This is a genomic window from Candidatus Hydrogenedentota bacterium, assembly GCA_016791475.1.
Taxonomy (GTDB): domain Bacteria; phylum Hydrogenedentota; class Hydrogenedentia; order Hydrogenedentales; family JAEUWI01; genus JAEUWI01.
Genome location: JAEUWI010000006.1, coordinates 45,634 through 62,672 on the forward strand (window position 1 = coordinate 45,634; position 17,039 = coordinate 62,672).

Below are 17,039 nucleotides of genomic sequence, written 5' to 3' on the forward strand. Positions count from 1 at the left end.
AATGTTATCCCCTCTCCTTGACATGACGTGAAATAACTCGCCCGACCTTCCCGATGACGCGACGGGCGAAAGCGCGCGGGCCAATGTGTTGACGGATATCATAGGGAGTCATTTGCACACCAATCGCTTGCTCCCTGATCGTACTAACAAGTTCTTCCACTGTGAATAACCCAAGGACTTGATTCGAAAGCCCCGCGTAACGCTTGGCATCCTCGTCCGTTTTTATCCTGCAGAATTCGCTACGCGGGTCATCTAGATTCTCACAAACAATAAACGGATACAGCCAGCCAACATTGTATCCCTTCGCACAGGCACGCATCATCCACCGCGGAAATGATTCCTTCTTTCGGATCAGACCGATCTTCTTAACCAGTTCCTTCTTGACGACCACTCCGTTCCCACCCACCCAGCAGTTGAGCATCATGCTATCCCCACCCTGTAAGGGAACTACTTTTCTTTCCGCAAGCTCCGGCCGAATATCTTCCGCCATAAATGGCCATGTTCCCAATACGCCCACATCCGGATTGGCTTGGTACGCGGACACTATTCGCTGAATCCACCCGGCAGGCATCAGCAGGTCATCATCAACTTTTGCCAGATACGGTCCCTCTGCCTCGGTCAAGAACCAGTTGGTTGGCTCGCGAAGCTTCTTGTTCTCATTGCTGTGATGAAACCTGAAAAGTCGAGGGTGATCAAGATATGAACGTACTACGTTGAGGGTCGGCTGATGGTTGCCGTTATGCCAGATCCATATACGGGTACCCTCGGTAGACGTGTCAAGCAGTTGATTGAGTGTAATGCGGGTATACTCAGCACGGTCATAAGTAACCATCAGAATATCAACGTCGCCGCTCACGAGTTCTCCAATCTAAAAAATCGGTGCCAACTCATTTCCGTTACACGCCAGGTTGAATCTAGACGCCAACCTACTTCACGAATTTCACGAAGAATTCTAGTGAGTGGATATTCAGAGTAGCCAATTTCCCAATAGTGACCGGCGCCTTCCAACGCGTGATCGGGAACCGGTGCCCAACGTCGAAGTTGGAACGGGATTTTAAACTCCGGAAGTTTCGGTAGCCTTCCGGCAATATACCAATGTCTGGAAGCATCTGGGAGACTGAGTACGAGGCCTCGTTTGGAAACTCTCCGAAGTTCGCTAAGGGCAGGCGCAAATTGTTCGAATGGCAAGTGCTCCAGTACCTGGCTACATAGTGTGACATCGAAGGATTTGTCGCTGCATGGAATCTCAGTAACTGACGCCGTGATGTCTGCCCGAAGCTCCGTCTGCACATCCAACGTTGTCACTCCCAACCCCAGAGCTCTTAACGCGGACGTCACCACGCCGCCGCCAGCGCCAATCTCGAGCACCGTAACTGGTTCGAAGGAAATCACCGAATCAATCTGATGCGCATAGCTGAAAATTCGTCCACCCTTAACGTAGTCGATTGAGTAGTGAACCCGTCCTGGGACATAGCGAAGATCTTGTTGCTTCATTAAATTTCCTGACTCTTCGGAGCTACAAGTGCTTTGAATCCATCCCGCCATAGCCAATTGAGACGAACTCGTCCCGAGGGCAGAAAAGCGAACAAGGAAAAATAGACTGTCGCAAAAATTCCTAAGTTAACTAGAACACTCCCTAGAACACTAAAGCGTAAATCAGCAGTTAATTGTACGAATAGTAGGGATATGAATACCGCAAAGAATGCGGCAACTAGCGGCATGAGTAGGCAACCAGCCGTTTGCAAGAATGTCACGGGTGAGTGACGGCAGGCCATAGCAACGAATAGAGTAAAAAGCCCGCACCAACTTATAGAGAATCCCACCGCCACTCCTATAATTCCCCAGTAAGCACCTATTAGGAAGGCTACGATACTGATCGGTGCCGAGATCGCAGACCAAATGAGCGGTACCTTCGTCCTACCGAGCGAGACGCATAACCAACCCGGCGCAACATTGATGGTACCCAAAAGAGCGGCGGGCATTAGGCAGCGAAAGACAGCTGCTGCCCCCTCCCATTGGCTCCCGAGGATAATATACACTATCTCGTCTGCGACCACGAAAAGAAAAGCGACTATAGGTATACCAACGAACGACAACATACTAACTGCGCGCAAGAAGGCGCTCCGATAGCGATCTGGCTCAAACCGCAAACGACTGAGGGTGGGGAGTATAACACTATCAATTGGTCCGTTAATCTGCCGCATAGGCATCATTAGTAAACCGTAAGCCTTAGAATATACTCCGAGCGAGGGGCCACCTAAAGCATAACCGATTATAATACTGTCAGCATTACGAGTGAAGTAATTCAAAAAACTAAATCCCGTCAAGCCACCGCCGAAGCGTAGCATATCCGCGACACCACTGCGCAGAGAAGGTGCGCCTGGCCGCCAACCACATCTCAACCATACCAACACGCAATTGGCGGCAGCACACGCGATAGTCATCCCAACAAGTGACCAATACCCCAATCCTTGCAGCGACATGAAAATGGCAATGAATATGCCAGCAGCCATAGACAAGATATCGACAATCGCCAACTCTTTGAAGCGCATCTGTCGACGCATAAGTGCCTGATGCTGCACGGTGAGGCCGCTAAAAATGAAAGCGGTCGCAAGTGCGGCGGTAATAGTAATGAGACGAGATTCGCCATAGAACCAAGCAATTGCAGGGCCTGACGCGATAACAACAAACATAACAACGATAGATAGGAGAACATTGATCCAGAAGAGGGTCGAGACTTGATCATGATTGACATGCTCTCGTTGGATCGTGGCGACGGAGAGACCGGCGTCTTTGAATATTTCAACGAAGCCAGTTACTGCTGTAACCATAGCAATAAGCCCAAAGTCACCAGGGGACAGTAGGCGCGCAAGGACCATGGTTGAGCCAAATTGCAGTATGAATTTTACAGCTTGGGAGGCTAGCGTGACAGCGCCACCACGAACGGAACGACCTCTGATGTCATCCATAAGATGGCCGGTAGCAAAATGACCATTGTCGAAGCCGATTGGGATCGCAACTGCTTGGTCTGCCGCGAGAGAAGCGGCGGGGGTGTCAGGGGTGGTAGATTCGAGACGTGTCATCGGATATGAGAGTCCGAAGTGCTGGCCCATGGCGAGCAAATTACATGAGAGGGACCCCGACCAACCTGAACGAAGAGGCAGTCTCCCCAAACCCATCCCGAACGATCTACGCCACCTGAATAAAAAGCCCCGACTCGGAATTCATATTGCCTCAAAAACGACCATATCTCATCAAATAGTCCATGCGGCTCGTCTTCGCGGCGAGTGAATTCACATTCTGCTAGGATTGCTCGTATATTTCTAGCTTCGAGCATGCGCTGTGCGCCCCGGAGAACATTTGGCTCTCCGCCTTCAACGTCGATCTTAAGTAAGTCGATTAAGGGTATTTTGGTCGCCGTACAGAATTCATCAATTGTTGTCAGGGGAACAGTAACCGTTGGCAGATTCGTCCCTGTTCGCGGAATCGTCGTATTGCTGCCGGAACCAGGTTCATACGTTATACTAATGACGCCACTTTCTTCGCCAACGGCAGAGTTGATGGCTTCGATGTTCGGATGAGAGCAGATGTTCGCGCATAACATTTCGAAAGTGGATGGAACCGGTTCAAATGAATAAATTTGACAGTTAGAAAATTCTTCGCTAAGTCTCAGCGCAGTCTGCCCACGATTTGCTCCCACATCAAAAACACACATAGGCTCCTTGCCGCCCATTATGCCACGCACATCCCAACACCAATCCACACCGAATGGAATACTGGTCTGTGGTCGCAATTCAAAGCCTAAACTGCGAACACAACGCTTAACTAAGTTTCTATATCTCACACTTAACTCCGTGGTCGTGTTTTCGCAGCACAGACACATTGTTGGGTCTCGAGAGTATAGTCAATGCACACGTGCCTCTCCTTATGGAGACGACAGAGAGTTTTTAAAAGAATCTATTTGCGCGGTCGCGAGATTCAACGCTACCCTGACTCGCCAGTGGCACGTGTGAAATGCGCCATTTTAAAATTTTACGGTGATGATGGTTGCAGTGCACCGATCGCGGCGGGCATTCGCAATGGCCGACCAATCAGGTCTACTGGGACCAGGGGTTCTGTTACTCGAGCCCGGAGAGGAGAGCCGAAACCAGGCCTGTAATCGCCGAAGGCGACATCCGTAAAGCCGGGATCTCCGGTAGTGAAAGTGACGCCCCAAGTCGTATTTGTATTGGCAACTGCACCTTCTACAAAGTGGTTGTTCTCAACGTCGAGATTCGTAAACGAACCAAGAGCTAGCGCCCCCGTGATTGCCTCTAGCACGCAGTTCTTGATGCTAAGGTTGGCGATAGTATCATTTTGACTGATGAACCCAAATCTCCTCCACGTGACGTGCCAGAAGACGATGTGATTCACCACCGTACCCGTAGGTCCCCATTGCCACATGCCTGAACCCGCAGTCTGCTCAAGTAGCGCGTTGGCAACGGCCACATTCGAACACTGCGAGGCAGGATCCCCGATACTGATCCCTTGCGCCACCACGTCCCGCGCTTCCAATCCATAGAAGATTACATTGTCAACAACCGGAAATATTTGAACGACATCAGGGTGGACACCTGCATTGTGTCGCATGTGGGTCACCGAGGCATTTATTGTTATGCCGTGGCAGTTGTTGAAGTCGGCACCGAGGTTACGTGCTGAAACATTTCTTATCAGTCGGGTATTAGCGCCTAAGTCGGTATTCTGAATATCGTGGATTTCTACGTCCGTATAGAACGTAGGTCGATTCCCACCAGTTATGACAGTCGACACATTGAGGTTTTCTCCAATAAACCCGTTGCCTATGATCTCACATTCATCCACCCAGAAGTGATTGTTGTAAGGGTCGCTCAGGTTCTTGAAGACGGTACCGGCGTCTGGGAGTTGGAGTGTCACCCCTTGTACGTGAAGCATCCTCTGCCTTACACCGAGCTGCGGCCCCGTGAGCACCACCGCGGTGTGTTCCACGCCCTCGGCGGCCCGGAGCGTCATCCACCGATCCCCCGCACGGAGGCCAGCATCGCCGGTGTCATTCGGGTAGATATAGGTCCCCTCAAGGAGCGATATTGTTGCACCAGCCAAGGTGCCTCCGGCGTTGGCGCGCGAGGTTTCCACCGCACGTTTGATCGTCTGAAAGGGATTCGTGCGCGTACCATCGCCGCCCGAATCGCTACCCTCGGGAGATACGAAGACCTTCACGCCGGTGTTGGGGAGGGTTCCCCCCGCGTTCGTATACAGCTTGAGCGATTGCTCGCCGAGATCATCGCCGGACGCGTCTTGCAGCACCCTCGGCACCCCCACCTTCGGATAGGCCACGGCCCTTACCTCTATCGGCCCATCTTCGAAATCTCTCGCATCCAATCCAATCCAGTATTCCACCACGTCCGTCTCGGGGTTGAGGGTCATTTCGCGGACGGCCTGCCAGGGGCCGCCTTCTACGGAGAAGGCTACCCGGTCGATGTCGTTGATGTGGAAGGCGACGACGCCGACGTTGAAGTATTTTTCGAAGGTCTGGTAGGGGACGACGTCCCACCTTGCGATGGCTTTGGCGTCGATGCCGGGGGCGCCGGGGTCGCCGACGGGGTCGGGCTGGGGCGTTGGGCCGGTGAAGCCGCTGCCGGGTTCGAGGAGTGGGCTGACGGTGAGGGGGGCGCTGGGGCCTGCGGCGGGGGCCTGGTTGGCATCGCCGTCCTGGGCGGTGCCGGCGGCGATGGATATGGTGACTTCGCCGAGGCCGCTGAAGGCGCTGAGGGTGACGGTGCGTTCGGTGTTTCCGCTGCCGGTGACGGCGATGGTGGCGGTGACGCCGTCTTCGCTGTTGAGGGTGATGTCGGCCGGGGCGAGGTCTATTGCGGTGGCGTCGGCGTAGGTGACGGTGTAGCTGACGGGTTCTTCGAAGGTGTGTGTGGCGGAGGGCGGCCCGATGAGGAGCGTGGGGCCGGTGTTCTCCACCTGGACGGTGGCGCTGGGCCCGGCGGCGGGCGCGTCGTTGTCGGCGGCGTCGGTGGCGGTGCCAGCGGCGATGCCGATGCCCACCGTGCCGTTCCCGATAAAGTTGGCGAGGGTGACGTCGTAGCGACCACCGTCGGCCTCGGTAATCGCGGTGACCTGGGCGTTGGCGGTGCCGGTGCGGTTCAGGGTCACGTCCGCGGTCTTAAGCGTGACGTCGCTCGCGCCTTCGTAGGTCACGGGGTAGGTGACGGGCCCGGCGCTGGTGTTGTCGGTGGAGGGATCGCCGATGGTGATGGTCGGCGCGGTGTTGTCCACGGTGGCGGTGTCGCTGGGCCCGGCGGCCGGGGCCTGGTTGCCAGCGACGTCGGTGGCGGTGCCGGCAGCGAGGGATATGCCCAGGGTGCCGTCGCCCGCGATGGTGGAGAAGCGGATGGTGCGGACGGTGTCGCTGGTGGCCTCGATTTCGTCGAGGACCGCCACGACCCCGGCGCTGCCGTTGATCTGCACGTCAGACTCGGCCAGGGTGATCGCGCTGGCGCCTTCATAGGTCACGCGGAAGGTGAGGGGGCCGTTGTTCGTGGTCGAAGGGCTGGGCGCGCTGATGGTCGCGGTGGGGGGCGTGTTGTCCACCACCACTTCCCCGCTGGGCCCGGCGGCGGCGGCGGTGTTGCCCGCCTGGTCCGAGGCGGTGGCCGCGGCAATGGAGATGCCGAGGGTTCCGTCGCCATCGATACTGGAAAAGCTGACTGTGCGCTCGGTTTCGCTGGTCGCGGCCACATCCGCCAGGGTCGCGGCCACGGTGCCCGTGCCGTTCACGAGCACATCGGCGGTGGAAAGAGTAATATTGTCGGCGCCGGTGTAGTTGACCAGATAGTCCACGGGGCCCGTGTTCGTGGTGCTGACCGAGGGCGCGCTGATCTCCAGCGTGGGCACGGTGTTGTCCACGGTTACTTCGGCGCTCGGCCCTGCGGCGGGTGCGGTGTTGCCCTCGGTGTCCGTGGCGGTGCCGGCGGCGATGGAGATGCTCAGGGTGCCGTCTCCGGCGATGGAATCGATGGGGATGCTGCGGACGACATCGCTCGTCGCGACGGGTTCGCCCAGTACGGCGGTCGCGGTGCCGGTGGTATTCAGGGTGATATCGGCGGCGGCAAGCGTAATTTCGGCGGCACCGCCATAGGCCACAGCAAAGGAGACCGGCTCCTGGCGCGTGACGGCGGCGGAGGGCTCACCGATGGTGATGGCGGGCGGCAGATTCTCGGCCACGGTGACGGCGGTAGTGTCGGTCAGCTCGGTGCGGCGGCTGGTGACGGTGATCTGGGCCGAACCGACGGCGACGGCGGTAACGCGCCCCTGAGGGGACACGGACGCGATGCTCGGCTTGTCGGAGGTCCAGGTCAACGTATCCAGCGTCGCACTGGAGTCGGCGGTCAATTCGGCGCTCTGCCCCACTTCCAAATGAACGGACGCTGGACTCAGCGTGAGAAAGCTCTCCCCTCCATCGGGAGGGCAGCCCGTCAGGGACAGGGCGATACCAATTGATACCGCCATAAAGCTCTTACGCCACATGCAACGCTTCCTCGAAAAACTCCCGGAACAAAGGCCGCCACGATCCCAACGGCCAAAAGTCCACCCGTCCCGTTGGAGTGTACCACAGAAGTGACAGAAATTTGCAACCCGGATAAAGCAATCTTGCGAAGGTTTCCGCGCGCTTGGCTGCGAAAGCCTTTCACTGCCGAATTGCTCATAACGCGCCAACATCGGGCTCATGAACGACCAACGCATACGGCGACTAACCGACGCGGTTCCCCCTTTCGAACTATCGTCCGTCAAACTTCCGCCTTCATCAGCATCGACTTCTCGACTCGATGGGCGAGTTCCGCCGCGAGCACCTGCCCCTCCAGCACCTGATCCGGGGTCAAGGCGGCGGCAAACTGGTCACGGGCGGTCCTCGCTATATCAAGTGTCGTCGCGGCGAGACTGTACCACGCATAGGCCTGAGCAAAGTTTTGAATGACTCCCCGCCCGGTTTCGTAGCAACCGCCGAGGGCGAGCTGGGCCTCGCGGTGCCCCTGTTCCGCCGCCAGGGTAAACCATTCCGCCGCACGGCGGTCATCCTGGGGCAGTTGGATGCCATTTCGGAGCAACTTGCCCATTTCATACTGTGCGGCGGCGTGACCCCGTTTGGCGGCGCGCTCAAAGCAGCGCCGGGCCCTGGCCAGATCCATATGAGCCCCATTTTCCGTGGCATGGAGTTGCCCAAGCAGGTAATAGCCCAGCGCATCTTCTTTCTCGGCGGCCTGACCAAACCACTGCAGGGCCTCCCCTTCATCCTGCGCCACACCGATACCCTGGAGATACATCTTGCCAATTTCACACTCCGCACGGGCATTTCCGTGGAGGGCGGCCATGCGATACCAGCGCAGCGCCATCCCGAAGTCCTGAAGCACACCGCGTCCTTCCGCGTGCATCTGCCCCAGGTGATGCTGCGCGCCCGCGTGGCCATCTTCGGCGGCCCGTGTGAGCCAGCGAATGGCCTCGGCCTCGTTCCGTTCGACGCCGAGCCCCTGCTCATAGCGAACCCCCAGGCGGTACTGCGCCTTGGTCGCCCCTTCCTTCTCCGCCTCCCGGTGCCAGCGTTCCACGAAGCTCGCCCGGCTTCGGTCCGCACCGTTAGCCCCTTCCAGTGCTTCATCATCTCCGCCATTTTCCTGCACGGGGACGAGTTCCCGTCCGGCGGGCGATTCCGACTTTGCCTGGCCGGACTCAGTCACCGCCGCGCCCCCAGTGCCATTGCTTCCGGCACCGGTAAACGTGTCGAGAATCCTGGCGACGGCCCCGGCATCCAGTTCGGAGGCCCCCGGGCCATGATTCGTCTCCAGGCTGCGCAGGGCCTCTCCTCCGGCGTCCCCGGTTTCCGACGGAATTTCCCGACTTTGTCGCTCCGATGCCGACTCGATTAGTGTGTCGACGCGAAGCTTCAACGCGTCCCGCTCTTCTTCGGCTTCTCGAAGCCTGTCACCCAGCCGACCGAGCTCGACCGCCAATTGCGCCACCCGTTCTCGATCCGCCGCGCCTTCCGCGCGGAGCTTCTCCCGTTCCGTTTCCAGACTTGCCAATAATTCCCGAGCGGCTTCCAGCTCCCCGTCGGCCTGGGCCAGCCCCCTGCGGTCCTCATCCGCCGCCGCCTTGAGCGCGTCCCGCTCGGCGGTCAATTCGGCGATCAGCGCCTGCTGGGCCGACAAATCGGCCTCCAGTTTCAAAGACTTTTCCTCGTTCAAGCGCGCAGCCCCCGTATACTCATCCACAAGCCCCTCGGCCGCAGCCACACGTCGACCGAGGTCGTCCCGCTCTGCCTCCAAGGTATGGAGCATCTCCTGCAGACGTTCCACTTCTTCCCGATGCAAATCCCGGTCCAGATCCACCTCACGCAGGTGGTTGACCGCGTCCAGACGCGCCGCCTCCATCCCTTCATACTCATTGCGCAGCGCCTTCAGCGCATCCGTGCACACGCGGGCCTCTTCTCGCGCGCTGTCAAGATTGCGACTGGCCTCTTCCAGCATCTGCCGGGCGCAGGCCAGTTCTTCCTCCAGCGACAGCACCTGGCTCGTCGCCGCCACTTCCGCCCCGCGCGCACCCTCCAGCGCCTCCTTCAGCGCCTTGATTTCGGCGCTTTGTTTCTCCAGCTCGGCCTCCAGCGCAGCCCGGTTTTCACGGGCCAGGGCCAGATCGGACTCCAGGGTGGTGATCAGGGCCGCAGCCTCTTCGCGCGCTTTTTCCGCTTCAAGGGGGCCCTCGAGATCGATGTCGTCAAGCAGGGGGGATGGCTCCAGAGGTATCGCCTTAATGCGATCCAACTCGGCCGAAAGCGCAGCGGAGCGCCGCTGTTCCTCCACCAGGTTCGCCGCCAGGCGTGCCCGCGCTTCATCCTCCGCCGCCTTCTCCGCGAGATACTGCTTGTATTGATCCGCCTTGCGCGCGGCGTAGCTCAGCAGGTGCTGCAGGCGGCCAATAGCCTCCCCGGGCGGCAGGTCCTCCACCCGTATGACCTGGTTCCCCGAAGGAATAATGACCATTTGCTTGCATTCACGGCACCAGCCATCGCGCCCTGCAAACGAGTCATCCATTCGCAGCAACGTACCGCAGTGCTGGCAGGTGAGTTCGATCATCAATAGCTCCCTTTTGGATGTGCCCCTCCTCCGATACAGTTTGCCATGTTTTCGTCGAATTTACAAAAGGCACCCCAAAAAAACGACTCCACACGCCTGGATTGCCGGACGTCTTTTCTCTCAGTCACGCCTCCCCGGCACTACTGCTTGAGATTGCGCCCCGTGTTCCCATCAATCTATAGTGAGTGCGTCTGGGAAAATGCCGGGAGGTCCAAACACATGTTACTGGTACGCGCAACCCTGGTCGGTCTCACTATCCTGGGACTCGTCGCCTCGGCCCAGCCTCAGGAAACCGCTTCGCCACAACAGCAGACCACTGGAAAGATCAATGTCTTCATCTTCGCCGGACAGTCCAATATGGAGGGCCGCGCCGATGGCGCGAAACTGTCCGACGCGGATCGGGAGCGACTCGCCCGGGTAAGAGATCGCATTACCCTCGCCTATAACGGCGAATCGGTTCGCCCGCTTGGTCCTGTCGCGCCCTCGCCCGAAATCGGTGAGATCTATAAGTGCGAGCAGATCTTCGGACCGGAGCTTTTCTTCGGAATTGCTCTGGCCGAGGCCTGGCCCCAGGAACGCTTTCTCTTCATCAAACGGACGGCCGGCGCCACAACGCTCCATGGCGCGTGGAATCCGGATTGGAGCCCTGAGAAAGCCGCCACGACCAAGGAGACGGAGGCCCCAAAACTCTATGGCGAACTGGTGGCCTATACACGGGCGGTACTCGCCGGATATCCCCCCGAGGACTACGAACTGCGTGGAATGCTATGGGTGCAGGGTGAGAGCGATGGCAACATTCCCGAGGCTGCTCGCGCCTATGGGGACAATCTGAAGACGCTGATTGCCCGGATCCGAGCGGACACAAACCAGAATTCCCTCCCCTTCCTGCTCTTTGAAGTGGGCGGTCCCGACGTCGTTCGCGGGATGCGGCGCGTGGCGGGGGAAACACCCGACGTCCACCTGATCCCCCAGCGCCCGGAGCCACACTCCCCCGATTTTTATGAGAAACTGGAGAATGGCCACTACGACCACGAAGGCCTCAAGAAGCTCGGTCTGCGCTTTGCAGAGGTCTACCTGGAAGCCCACTGACGAGCACCCAAGTAAGCGCGATTCAATCGGCCCCAAAAACAAAACCACCAAACAACGAATCTCGTAAGTTGTTTGGTGATAAGGATATACTGGGGCTGGAACGGGGAATCGAACCCCGGACCTCTTCATTACGAGTGAAGCGCTCTACCGACTGAGCTATTCCAGCATAAGAGAGGCAAAAAAATGGTGCCAGGAGGCAGAGTCGAACTGCCGACACGCGGATTTTCAGTCCGCTGCTCTACCAACTGAGCTATCCCGGCACCGGGAAGCAGTAGTCTACAAAATATCCGGAGGCCGAGTCAAGAAAGTGACCGAATTTAGCGCGATGACGACGATGCAGGGACGGACTCGCGCCCCTTACGCTTGCGAGCACGCGCCGCGAGGGCTGCCCCAGCGCGCCAATCGTTGCCACATGGGCCTTTTCGCGCGTGCCCGTCCCCGTGGACGCGTGGGGTGACCTGGACCCGTTTCGCACGGCACATTGGGTCTACTTTGGGACGCGTCGTGACGGAAATCAATAGTGGCGCGTCTTGCCGCATCGTTGTATAGTGGCGCTATGGACGTTCACGATGACGCAAACGCCACCCCGCGCGAGCCAAGGCTGGAGCAATTGCTGTGGCCGTGGCGCTCGTTGAAGCACAAGAAAGAAGCCCCGCCGCTCGGACAAACCCCACTCGGGCACTTCGTAGCGGTGACGTTCATCTCTTGCGGTGTGATCAACAGCTTCGTGTTCTTGAACGACCTGCCCCAGATCGACTGGACCTACCGCGCCGGGCTATGGGCGGGGACGGCGATAACGGCAATGCTATCGCTGCCGATGCTTTTTCTTGCCACTCCCTGCGGCCTCGTATTCCTGCTGATACCGAAATCGCGCAGCCTCGGTCTTCGGCTCTTACTGGGCAGCGCGATCTACTTCGCCACGCTGTTCGGATCGGGCTGGGCGGGCGCAACAATCCGCATGGCTTCCTTTAGCAGCCTTGCGGAGCGCAGCATGCCGCTCGTGGAAGCGGTGAAGGCGTTCGAAGCGAAGGAGGGCCGACTTCCCGAGCGACTGGAGGAATTGGTGCCGGCGTATATCAGCGCGATCCCCGGCACGGGCTTGGCCGCCTTTCCGCGAATCGAGTATTCGACCGGCAAGGAGGCAGCTTACTGGCTCGGCAATCCGTGGGTGCTTGATGTGCGGGCGAACCGCGGCCTGGGAAGCTTCGACCGATTCTTATATTTTCCCCTGCAGAACTACCCCGAAGAATTTGAAGGCAACGGTTTTGAACGCTTGGGCGCATGGGGCTACATGCATGAGTAAAGCGCGTCCCCCGGACATTCCGCCCTTCGACCAAATCCCCTTGGGCCGCTTTATAGTGCTCTCTTTCCTCGCTTGCGGCGCGATCAATGCCTGCGTATTTCTGAGTGTCATTCCGCAAGCCCCCAAAGCCTTCCACAGCATTGACTTTATCGGCGTGCTGATGACGATTGCGCTGGCCACCGGGACCCTTTTCCTGGTCATCCCGTGCAGTATCGTGTTTCTATTGTTTGCCAAGTTGCGCGCGCTCGGCCTGCGCCTGCTGCTACTCAGCGTCATTTACCTGGCCACCGGCACCGCGCTGAGATCGGCGGCAAATACGATCCGAACCGTCAGCTTTCACTCCCTGGCCGAGCGCAGCATGCCTCTGGTCGAAGCGGTCACGGCATTTGAGAAGGCGAAAGGCCACCCCCCGAAATCACTGGAGGAACTTGTCCCCCAGTACTTGGATTCCGTGCCGTCTACGGGGTTGGCGGCCTATCCAAAGTATGAGCTACACATGGGCAACGAATCTTCCATATGGAAGGGCAATCCCTGGGTACTTTGTGTGCCGGTCGGTCGCGGGCTAAACTTTGACCTGTTCCTGTACTTCCCGAATCAGAATTACCCGCCCGAAGAGAGCAGCGCATTTGAGCGCATGGGCGCTTGGGCCTATTGGCATGAATAGCAATCCGGGACGACAATTGCGGGACTGACGCCCTCGCGGGCTCGCAGCCTGATTTTCATTAAGCCAACGAAAAATGGAACCTCAAAGAACTCAAAGAGCGCAAAGGCGGTCCTGTAATCGTTCTATTTGCGTGCTTTGAGGTTGAATCTCTTCCGCCTTCTCCTTCACTGTCCGTGTCACTGATGATTCCAACATTGCCAAGAGCTGCAACCTTTCCCCACAGGAATCCCCATGGAACGCAGAACGTTTATCCAATCCATTGCCGTAGGCGGCCTTCTCCCCGCCGCATCGGCCAGCGCACGAGCGCCGAAGAAAACATCGCCCATCCCCATTTCCGCGACGGAGTCTGCTGTCTATACCTCGCCCGATCCCGCGCGGGTCTGGGCGTATAGTCCCGGCCTGACGCTGCTGCCCTCGGGGCGTCTCGTGGCCACGATGGATCAGGGTGGCGATGGCGTTAAGGAACTTCCCGGTATTGAGACCGACGCCGATGGACGCCTGTGGGACGGCAAGGCCTACACCAGCGATGATCGGGGCAAAACCTGGCAGCACCGGAGTGACATGCCGCTGATTCATGCGCGGCCTTTCGCGGCTGGCGATGCGGTCTATGTCATCGGGCACAAGCGCGACCTGGGCATCATGCGCTCCACAGATGGTGGGGAAACTTGGGAGGAACCGGTGTGGTTTTCCAAAGGCGAGAAGTGGCACCAGGCGCCGTCGAACGTTCACTACACGCGCGGGCGGGTCTACCTGGTCATGGAGCGGGTGCTGGAGCCGAATCTGCCCTATTGGGATGTCCACGTGATGGCGCCCGTGCTCATGTCCGCCGATGTAAACGACGATCTGTCGAAGCGGGAATCGTGGACCTTCTCCAACGAACTCACCTTCAACGAGGCCATCGCGCAGCATGGCGCGCCGAATCTGATGGGTGTGCCCTTTTTCAGCGTGGGCAGCGTGGAAGCGCCCGGCTCAAAGATCAAACGGCCCATGTCGCCCATCGGTTGGCTGGAAACGAACGTGGTGCAGTTTGTGGACCCAGATCACCTGTGGTGCGATCCCTCGGGCCGCACCTTCCACCTCTGGGCCCGGGCGCACACGGGCGGCTCGGGCTATGCCTGCATTGCGAAGGTGGTGGAGGACGAACAGGGTGCACTCACCGTGTCGCTGGAGCAGGCCCCTTCCGGCGCGACGATGCTCTATGTGCCGTGTCCCGGCGGCCAGATGAAGTTTCATATTCTCTACGACGACAAAACGAAGTTGTACTGGCTCCTCTCAACCCAGGCAACGGATTCCATGACACGCCCGGATCGTCTGCCGGAAAATCGCTTCAACCTGCCGAATAACGAGCGGCAGCGGCTGGTGCTCCATTTTTCGAAGAACTGCATCGACTGGATCTTCGCCGCGCGCGTGGCCGACACAGGCAACTTTGGCCAGAGTCGCCACTATGCCTCCATGGTCATCGACGGCGACGACATCCACGTGCTCAGTCGCTCCGGCGACCACCGCGCCCACGACGCGCACAATGGGAACTTGATCACCTTTCATACGGTGAAGGATTTCCGGGATTTGGTGTACTGAGAGATGAGCTTTAAACCGGGCCGATAGGACCGATACGACGAATAGGACAGATGCTCAGGTCAATCGGTCCTATCCGTCCTATCCGTCCACGACAGCCGCCGCCCGAAACATGCACCCAATGTTTCCCCTATGGCATAATTCCGCGCTGGCTCGATTTTTTTCACCAGCCCCGTAACACTCAACCGTAGGTAATCTTCCCCCATGAAAGTTCCCGATCACATCCGCGGCAGCATCTCCCCCACCTTTACCGCGTTTAACGAAGACGGCACCCTGGACGATCAGGGCCAGCGCAATTTCCTGGACTTCCTGGAGCGGCAGGGCGGCATCAACGCCTACTTCATCCGCGCGGGCATGGGCCAGATGTATTCCTTCAGCGTGGACGATGTGAAGCAGCTCACGACCAACGTTTGCACGCACCTCAAGGGTAAGAAACCCGTGCTGGTCGGCTGCAACGGGGCCTGGAACCGGGACTACACCAAGCGGCCCGATCCCCAGGTCTTCATCCAGCAGGGCATCGAGCTGGGTAAATTTGCGAAGGACGCGGGCGCGGCGGGCGTGGTGCACACGATCCCCGAGGCCCTCTCCCTCGAAGGCACGAACCGGGAAGACCTGTTCATGCACTATTTCGGCACGCTGGCCGAAGCGGTCGATCTGCCGCTTTACATTTACCAGCCACCGGGCTCCAAAGCGGAATACCACCTCACCGGTCTCCTGCTGGCGAAGCTGGCGGCCATTGACAATGTCTGCGGCGCGAAGGTCTCTTCGCCCGATGCGGAGTTGATCTTCAACCTCGCCCATGGCACACGAAACGAAGAGTTCAGCTACATCGTGGGCTGCGAGACCGCCTTCTACGCCGGCCTCTATGCCGGCGCGAAAGCCGCCATCGGCCAGGGCACCATCCTCAACCCCCACATCCTCAACGCCGTGCAGAACCGCTACGACGCGGGCGACCGCGAAGGCGCCCTGGCGGCGCAAGAGTCGGTCAACGCCCTGTGCTACGGCTGCGGCAATCCCGTGGACTTCCTCAAGCGCTATTCCACGGAGCAGGGCTTCCCCATCAAGCCCTGCTTCCGCTCCATGAACCCCAACCCCTACGGCACCGACCCCGTGCCCCTCACGGACGACGCCTACAACCGTTTCAAGGCGCAGTACGAAGCGGAAATCGCGAAGTACTGATTAACTTACATGAAATGCGCACGGCCCGGAAGCGATTCCGGGTTTTTTGTTTTACGATGGGTCTAATGGGTCCTATGAGTCGAATGGGTCTTATGAGAAAGAAAACCTATCGGATCCGACCCATACGACCCATACGACCCATACGACCCATCAGCCCGCTTGCGCGGCCCGCTCCTTCAACATCTCCAGAAAAGCCCGCTGCGCCTTCGAGCAATAGGCACCGCGTCGCCAGACCGCGCCAAGGTTCACCGCCGGTAATCCCGCCATAGGGATGGCGCGCAGCTCCGTGTCGCCGGGGCGGATGACCATCTCCGGCAGGAAGGACAAGCCCACGCCCTCGGCCACGTAGCGCTTGATCACTTCGAAGCTGCCGCTGTCCATCACCACCTGGGGCGTGAAATCGTGGCGCTGGAAATAGGCCCGTAGCATGGCGCCGGTGCGGGTCTCCTCTTCCAGCAGGATGAGTGGCTCCTTCACCAGCTTTTTGAGGGTGACTCTGCTCTGCGAGGCCAGGGCATGCCCGCGCGGTGCCACAAGCACGAAGCGCTGGCGGAAGAGCTGCGCTTCCTCCAGTTCGGGGTGGCCCGTGGGCAGCGTCACGATGCCCAAATCCAGCGCGCCCGCCAGCACCTGCTCCGCAATCGCCGCGCTGCTCCGGTTCACCAGCACCAGATGGGTCTCCGGCATGATCGCCGAGAACTCACGCACCAGCGGCGGCAACACATAGAGCGCCGTCGTGTCGCTCGTCCCCACGCGCAGCTCTCGGCTCGCGGCCGAATCAAAATCCGCCACCTCGTGGGACAGGCTCTCGACGGCCTGAAGGATGTCCCGCGCACGGGCATAGAGCAGCGCGCCCATGGGCGTCGGCCCGCCCGACTTTCGGTCGATGAGCGGATGTCCCGCCTCCCGCTCCAGTACTTTTAGTGCCTGGCTGATCGCCGGCTGGGAACGGTGCAAACGCTCCGCCGCCGCACGGAAGCTCCGGGTTTCGATAATGGCGCAAAGGCACCGCAGGGATTCCAGGGTCACTTCGGCAATTCCAATCCACGAGGCGCCACTAACGTGTTTCGCCCAG

At 59.0% G+C, this 17,039-nt stretch carries 12 protein-coding genes and 2 tRNA genes; 5 read left to right on the forward strand and 9 right to left on the reverse strand.

Annotated elements, in window-relative coordinates:
- Window positions 1–4: 4 nt before the first annotated feature.
- The 6 genes from JNK74_04635 to JNK74_04660 all read right to left on the reverse strand — a co-directional run bounded on the left by JNK74_04635 (window position 5) and on the right by JNK74_04660 (window position 10,154).
- Window positions 5–856, reverse strand: coding sequence for a glycosyltransferase family 2 protein (locus JNK74_04635; GenBank protein ID MBL7645461.1), 852 nt, complete (start codon window positions 854–856; stop codon window positions 5–7).
- Window positions 853–1,494, reverse strand: coding sequence for a class I SAM-dependent methyltransferase (locus JNK74_04640; protein MBL7645462.1), 642 nt, complete (start codon window positions 1,492–1,494; stop codon window positions 853–855). Before JNK74_04640 ends, JNK74_04635 begins: the two co-directional genes overlap by 4 nt.
- Window positions 1,494–3,083, reverse strand: coding sequence for a lipopolysaccharide biosynthesis protein (locus JNK74_04645; protein MBL7645463.1), 1,590 nt, complete (start codon window positions 3,081–3,083; stop codon window positions 1,494–1,496). The genes JNK74_04640 and JNK74_04645 overlap by 1 nt, the downstream gene beginning before the upstream one ends.
- Window positions 3,080–3,844, reverse strand: coding sequence for an FkbM family methyltransferase (locus JNK74_04650; GenBank protein ID MBL7645464.1), 765 nt, complete (start codon window positions 3,842–3,844; stop codon window positions 3,080–3,082). Before JNK74_04650 ends, JNK74_04645 begins: the two co-directional genes overlap by 4 nt.
- A gap of 188 nt (window positions 3,845–4,032) precedes the next feature.
- Entirely contained in the window at window positions 4,033–7,554 is a 3,522-nt protein-coding gene (locus tag JNK74_04655; protein MBL7645465.1) for an Ig-like domain-containing protein, read from the reverse strand.
- Between the two features lie 260 nt (window positions 7,555–7,814).
- Window positions 7,815–10,154, reverse strand: coding sequence for an SEL1-like repeat protein (locus tag JNK74_04660; protein MBL7645466.1), 2,340 nt, complete (start codon window positions 10,152–10,154; stop codon window positions 7,815–7,817).
- A 219-nt stretch (window positions 10,155–10,373) separates the two neighbouring features.
- Between JNK74_04660 and JNK74_04665 the strand changes: the two genes are divergently transcribed.
- A complete protein-coding gene (locus JNK74_04665) occupies window positions 10,374–11,243 on the forward strand; it encodes a hypothetical protein (protein MBL7645467.1) in 870 nt (289 codons plus the stop codon).
- 90 nt (window positions 11,244–11,333) lie between these two features.
- Here the strand turns inward: JNK74_04665 and JNK74_04670 are convergent.
- Together JNK74_04670 and JNK74_04675 are read right to left on the reverse strand one after the other, a co-directional pair.
- Window positions 11,334–11,409: transfer RNA gene (locus JNK74_04670), tRNA-Thr, on the reverse strand.
- An 18-nt stretch (window positions 11,410–11,427) separates the two neighbouring features.
- A tRNA-Phe gene (locus JNK74_04675) sits at window positions 11,428–11,503 on the reverse strand.
- 260 nt (window positions 11,504–11,763) lie between these two features.
- Between JNK74_04675 and JNK74_04680 the strand changes: the two genes are divergently transcribed.
- The 4 genes from JNK74_04680 to JNK74_04695 all read left to right on the forward strand — a co-directional run bounded on the left by JNK74_04680 (window position 11,764) and on the right by JNK74_04695 (window position 15,964).
- Window positions 11,764–12,546: a hypothetical protein gene (locus tag JNK74_04680; protein MBL7645468.1), complete on the forward strand. Its 783-nt coding sequence runs from the start codon at window positions 11,764–11,766 to the stop codon at window positions 12,544–12,546.
- Entirely contained in the window at window positions 12,539–13,210 is a 672-nt protein-coding gene (locus JNK74_04685; protein MBL7645469.1) for a hypothetical protein, read from the forward strand. The genes JNK74_04680 and JNK74_04685 overlap by 8 nt, the downstream gene beginning before the upstream one ends.
- A 231-nt stretch (window positions 13,211–13,441) precedes the next feature.
- A complete protein-coding gene (locus tag JNK74_04690; protein MBL7645470.1) occupies window positions 13,442–14,788 on the forward strand; it encodes an exo-alpha-sialidase in 1,347 nt (448 codons plus the stop codon).
- A 201-nt stretch (window positions 14,789–14,989) separates the two neighbouring features.
- The gene (locus tag JNK74_04695; protein MBL7645471.1) at window positions 14,990–15,964 is read left to right on the forward strand and encodes a dihydrodipicolinate synthase family protein; all 975 of its coding nucleotides are present in this window, start codon (window positions 14,990–14,992) and stop codon (window positions 15,962–15,964) included.
- 150 nt (window positions 15,965–16,114) lie between these two features.
- Here the strand turns inward: JNK74_04695 and JNK74_04700 are convergent, their stop codons facing one another.
- Window positions 16,115–16,993: a LysR family transcriptional regulator gene (locus JNK74_04700; GenBank protein ID MBL7645472.1), complete on the reverse strand. Its 879-nt coding sequence runs from the start codon at window positions 16,991–16,993 to the stop codon at window positions 16,115–16,117.
- Between the last annotated feature and the right edge of the window lie 46 nt (window positions 16,994–17,039).

What these genes read in the sequence shown, in the direction of transcription:
- JNK74_04695 (MBL7645471.1), top strand. Translation starts at nt 14,990, where the DNA reads ATGAAAGTTCCCGATCACATCCGCGGCAGCATCTCCCCCACCTTTACC.
- JNK74_04660 (MBL7645466.1), bottom strand. Translation starts at nt 10,154, where the DNA reads ATGATCGAACTCACCTGCCAGCACTGCGGTACGTTGCTGCGAATGGAT.
- JNK74_04640 (MBL7645462.1), bottom strand. Translation starts at nt 1,494, where the DNA reads ATGAAGCAACAAGATCTTCGCTATGTCCCAGGACGGGTTCACTACTCA.
- JNK74_04645 (MBL7645463.1), bottom strand. Translation starts at nt 3,083, where the DNA reads ATGACACGTCTCGAATCTACCACCCCTGACACCCCCGCCGCTTCTCTC.
- JNK74_04690 (MBL7645470.1), top strand. Translation starts at nt 13,442, where the DNA reads ATGGAACGCAGAACGTTTATCCAATCCATTGCCGTAGGCGGCCTTCTC.
- JNK74_04685 (MBL7645469.1), top strand. Translation starts at nt 12,539, where the DNA reads ATGAGTAAAGCGCGTCCCCCGGACATTCCGCCCTTCGACCAAATCCCC.
- JNK74_04655 (MBL7645465.1), bottom strand. Translation starts at nt 7,554, where the DNA reads ATGTGGCGTAAGAGCTTTATGGCGGTATCAATTGGTATCGCCCTGTCC.
- JNK74_04665 (MBL7645467.1), top strand. Translation starts at nt 10,374, where the DNA reads ATGTTACTGGTACGCGCAACCCTGGTCGGTCTCACTATCCTGGGACTC.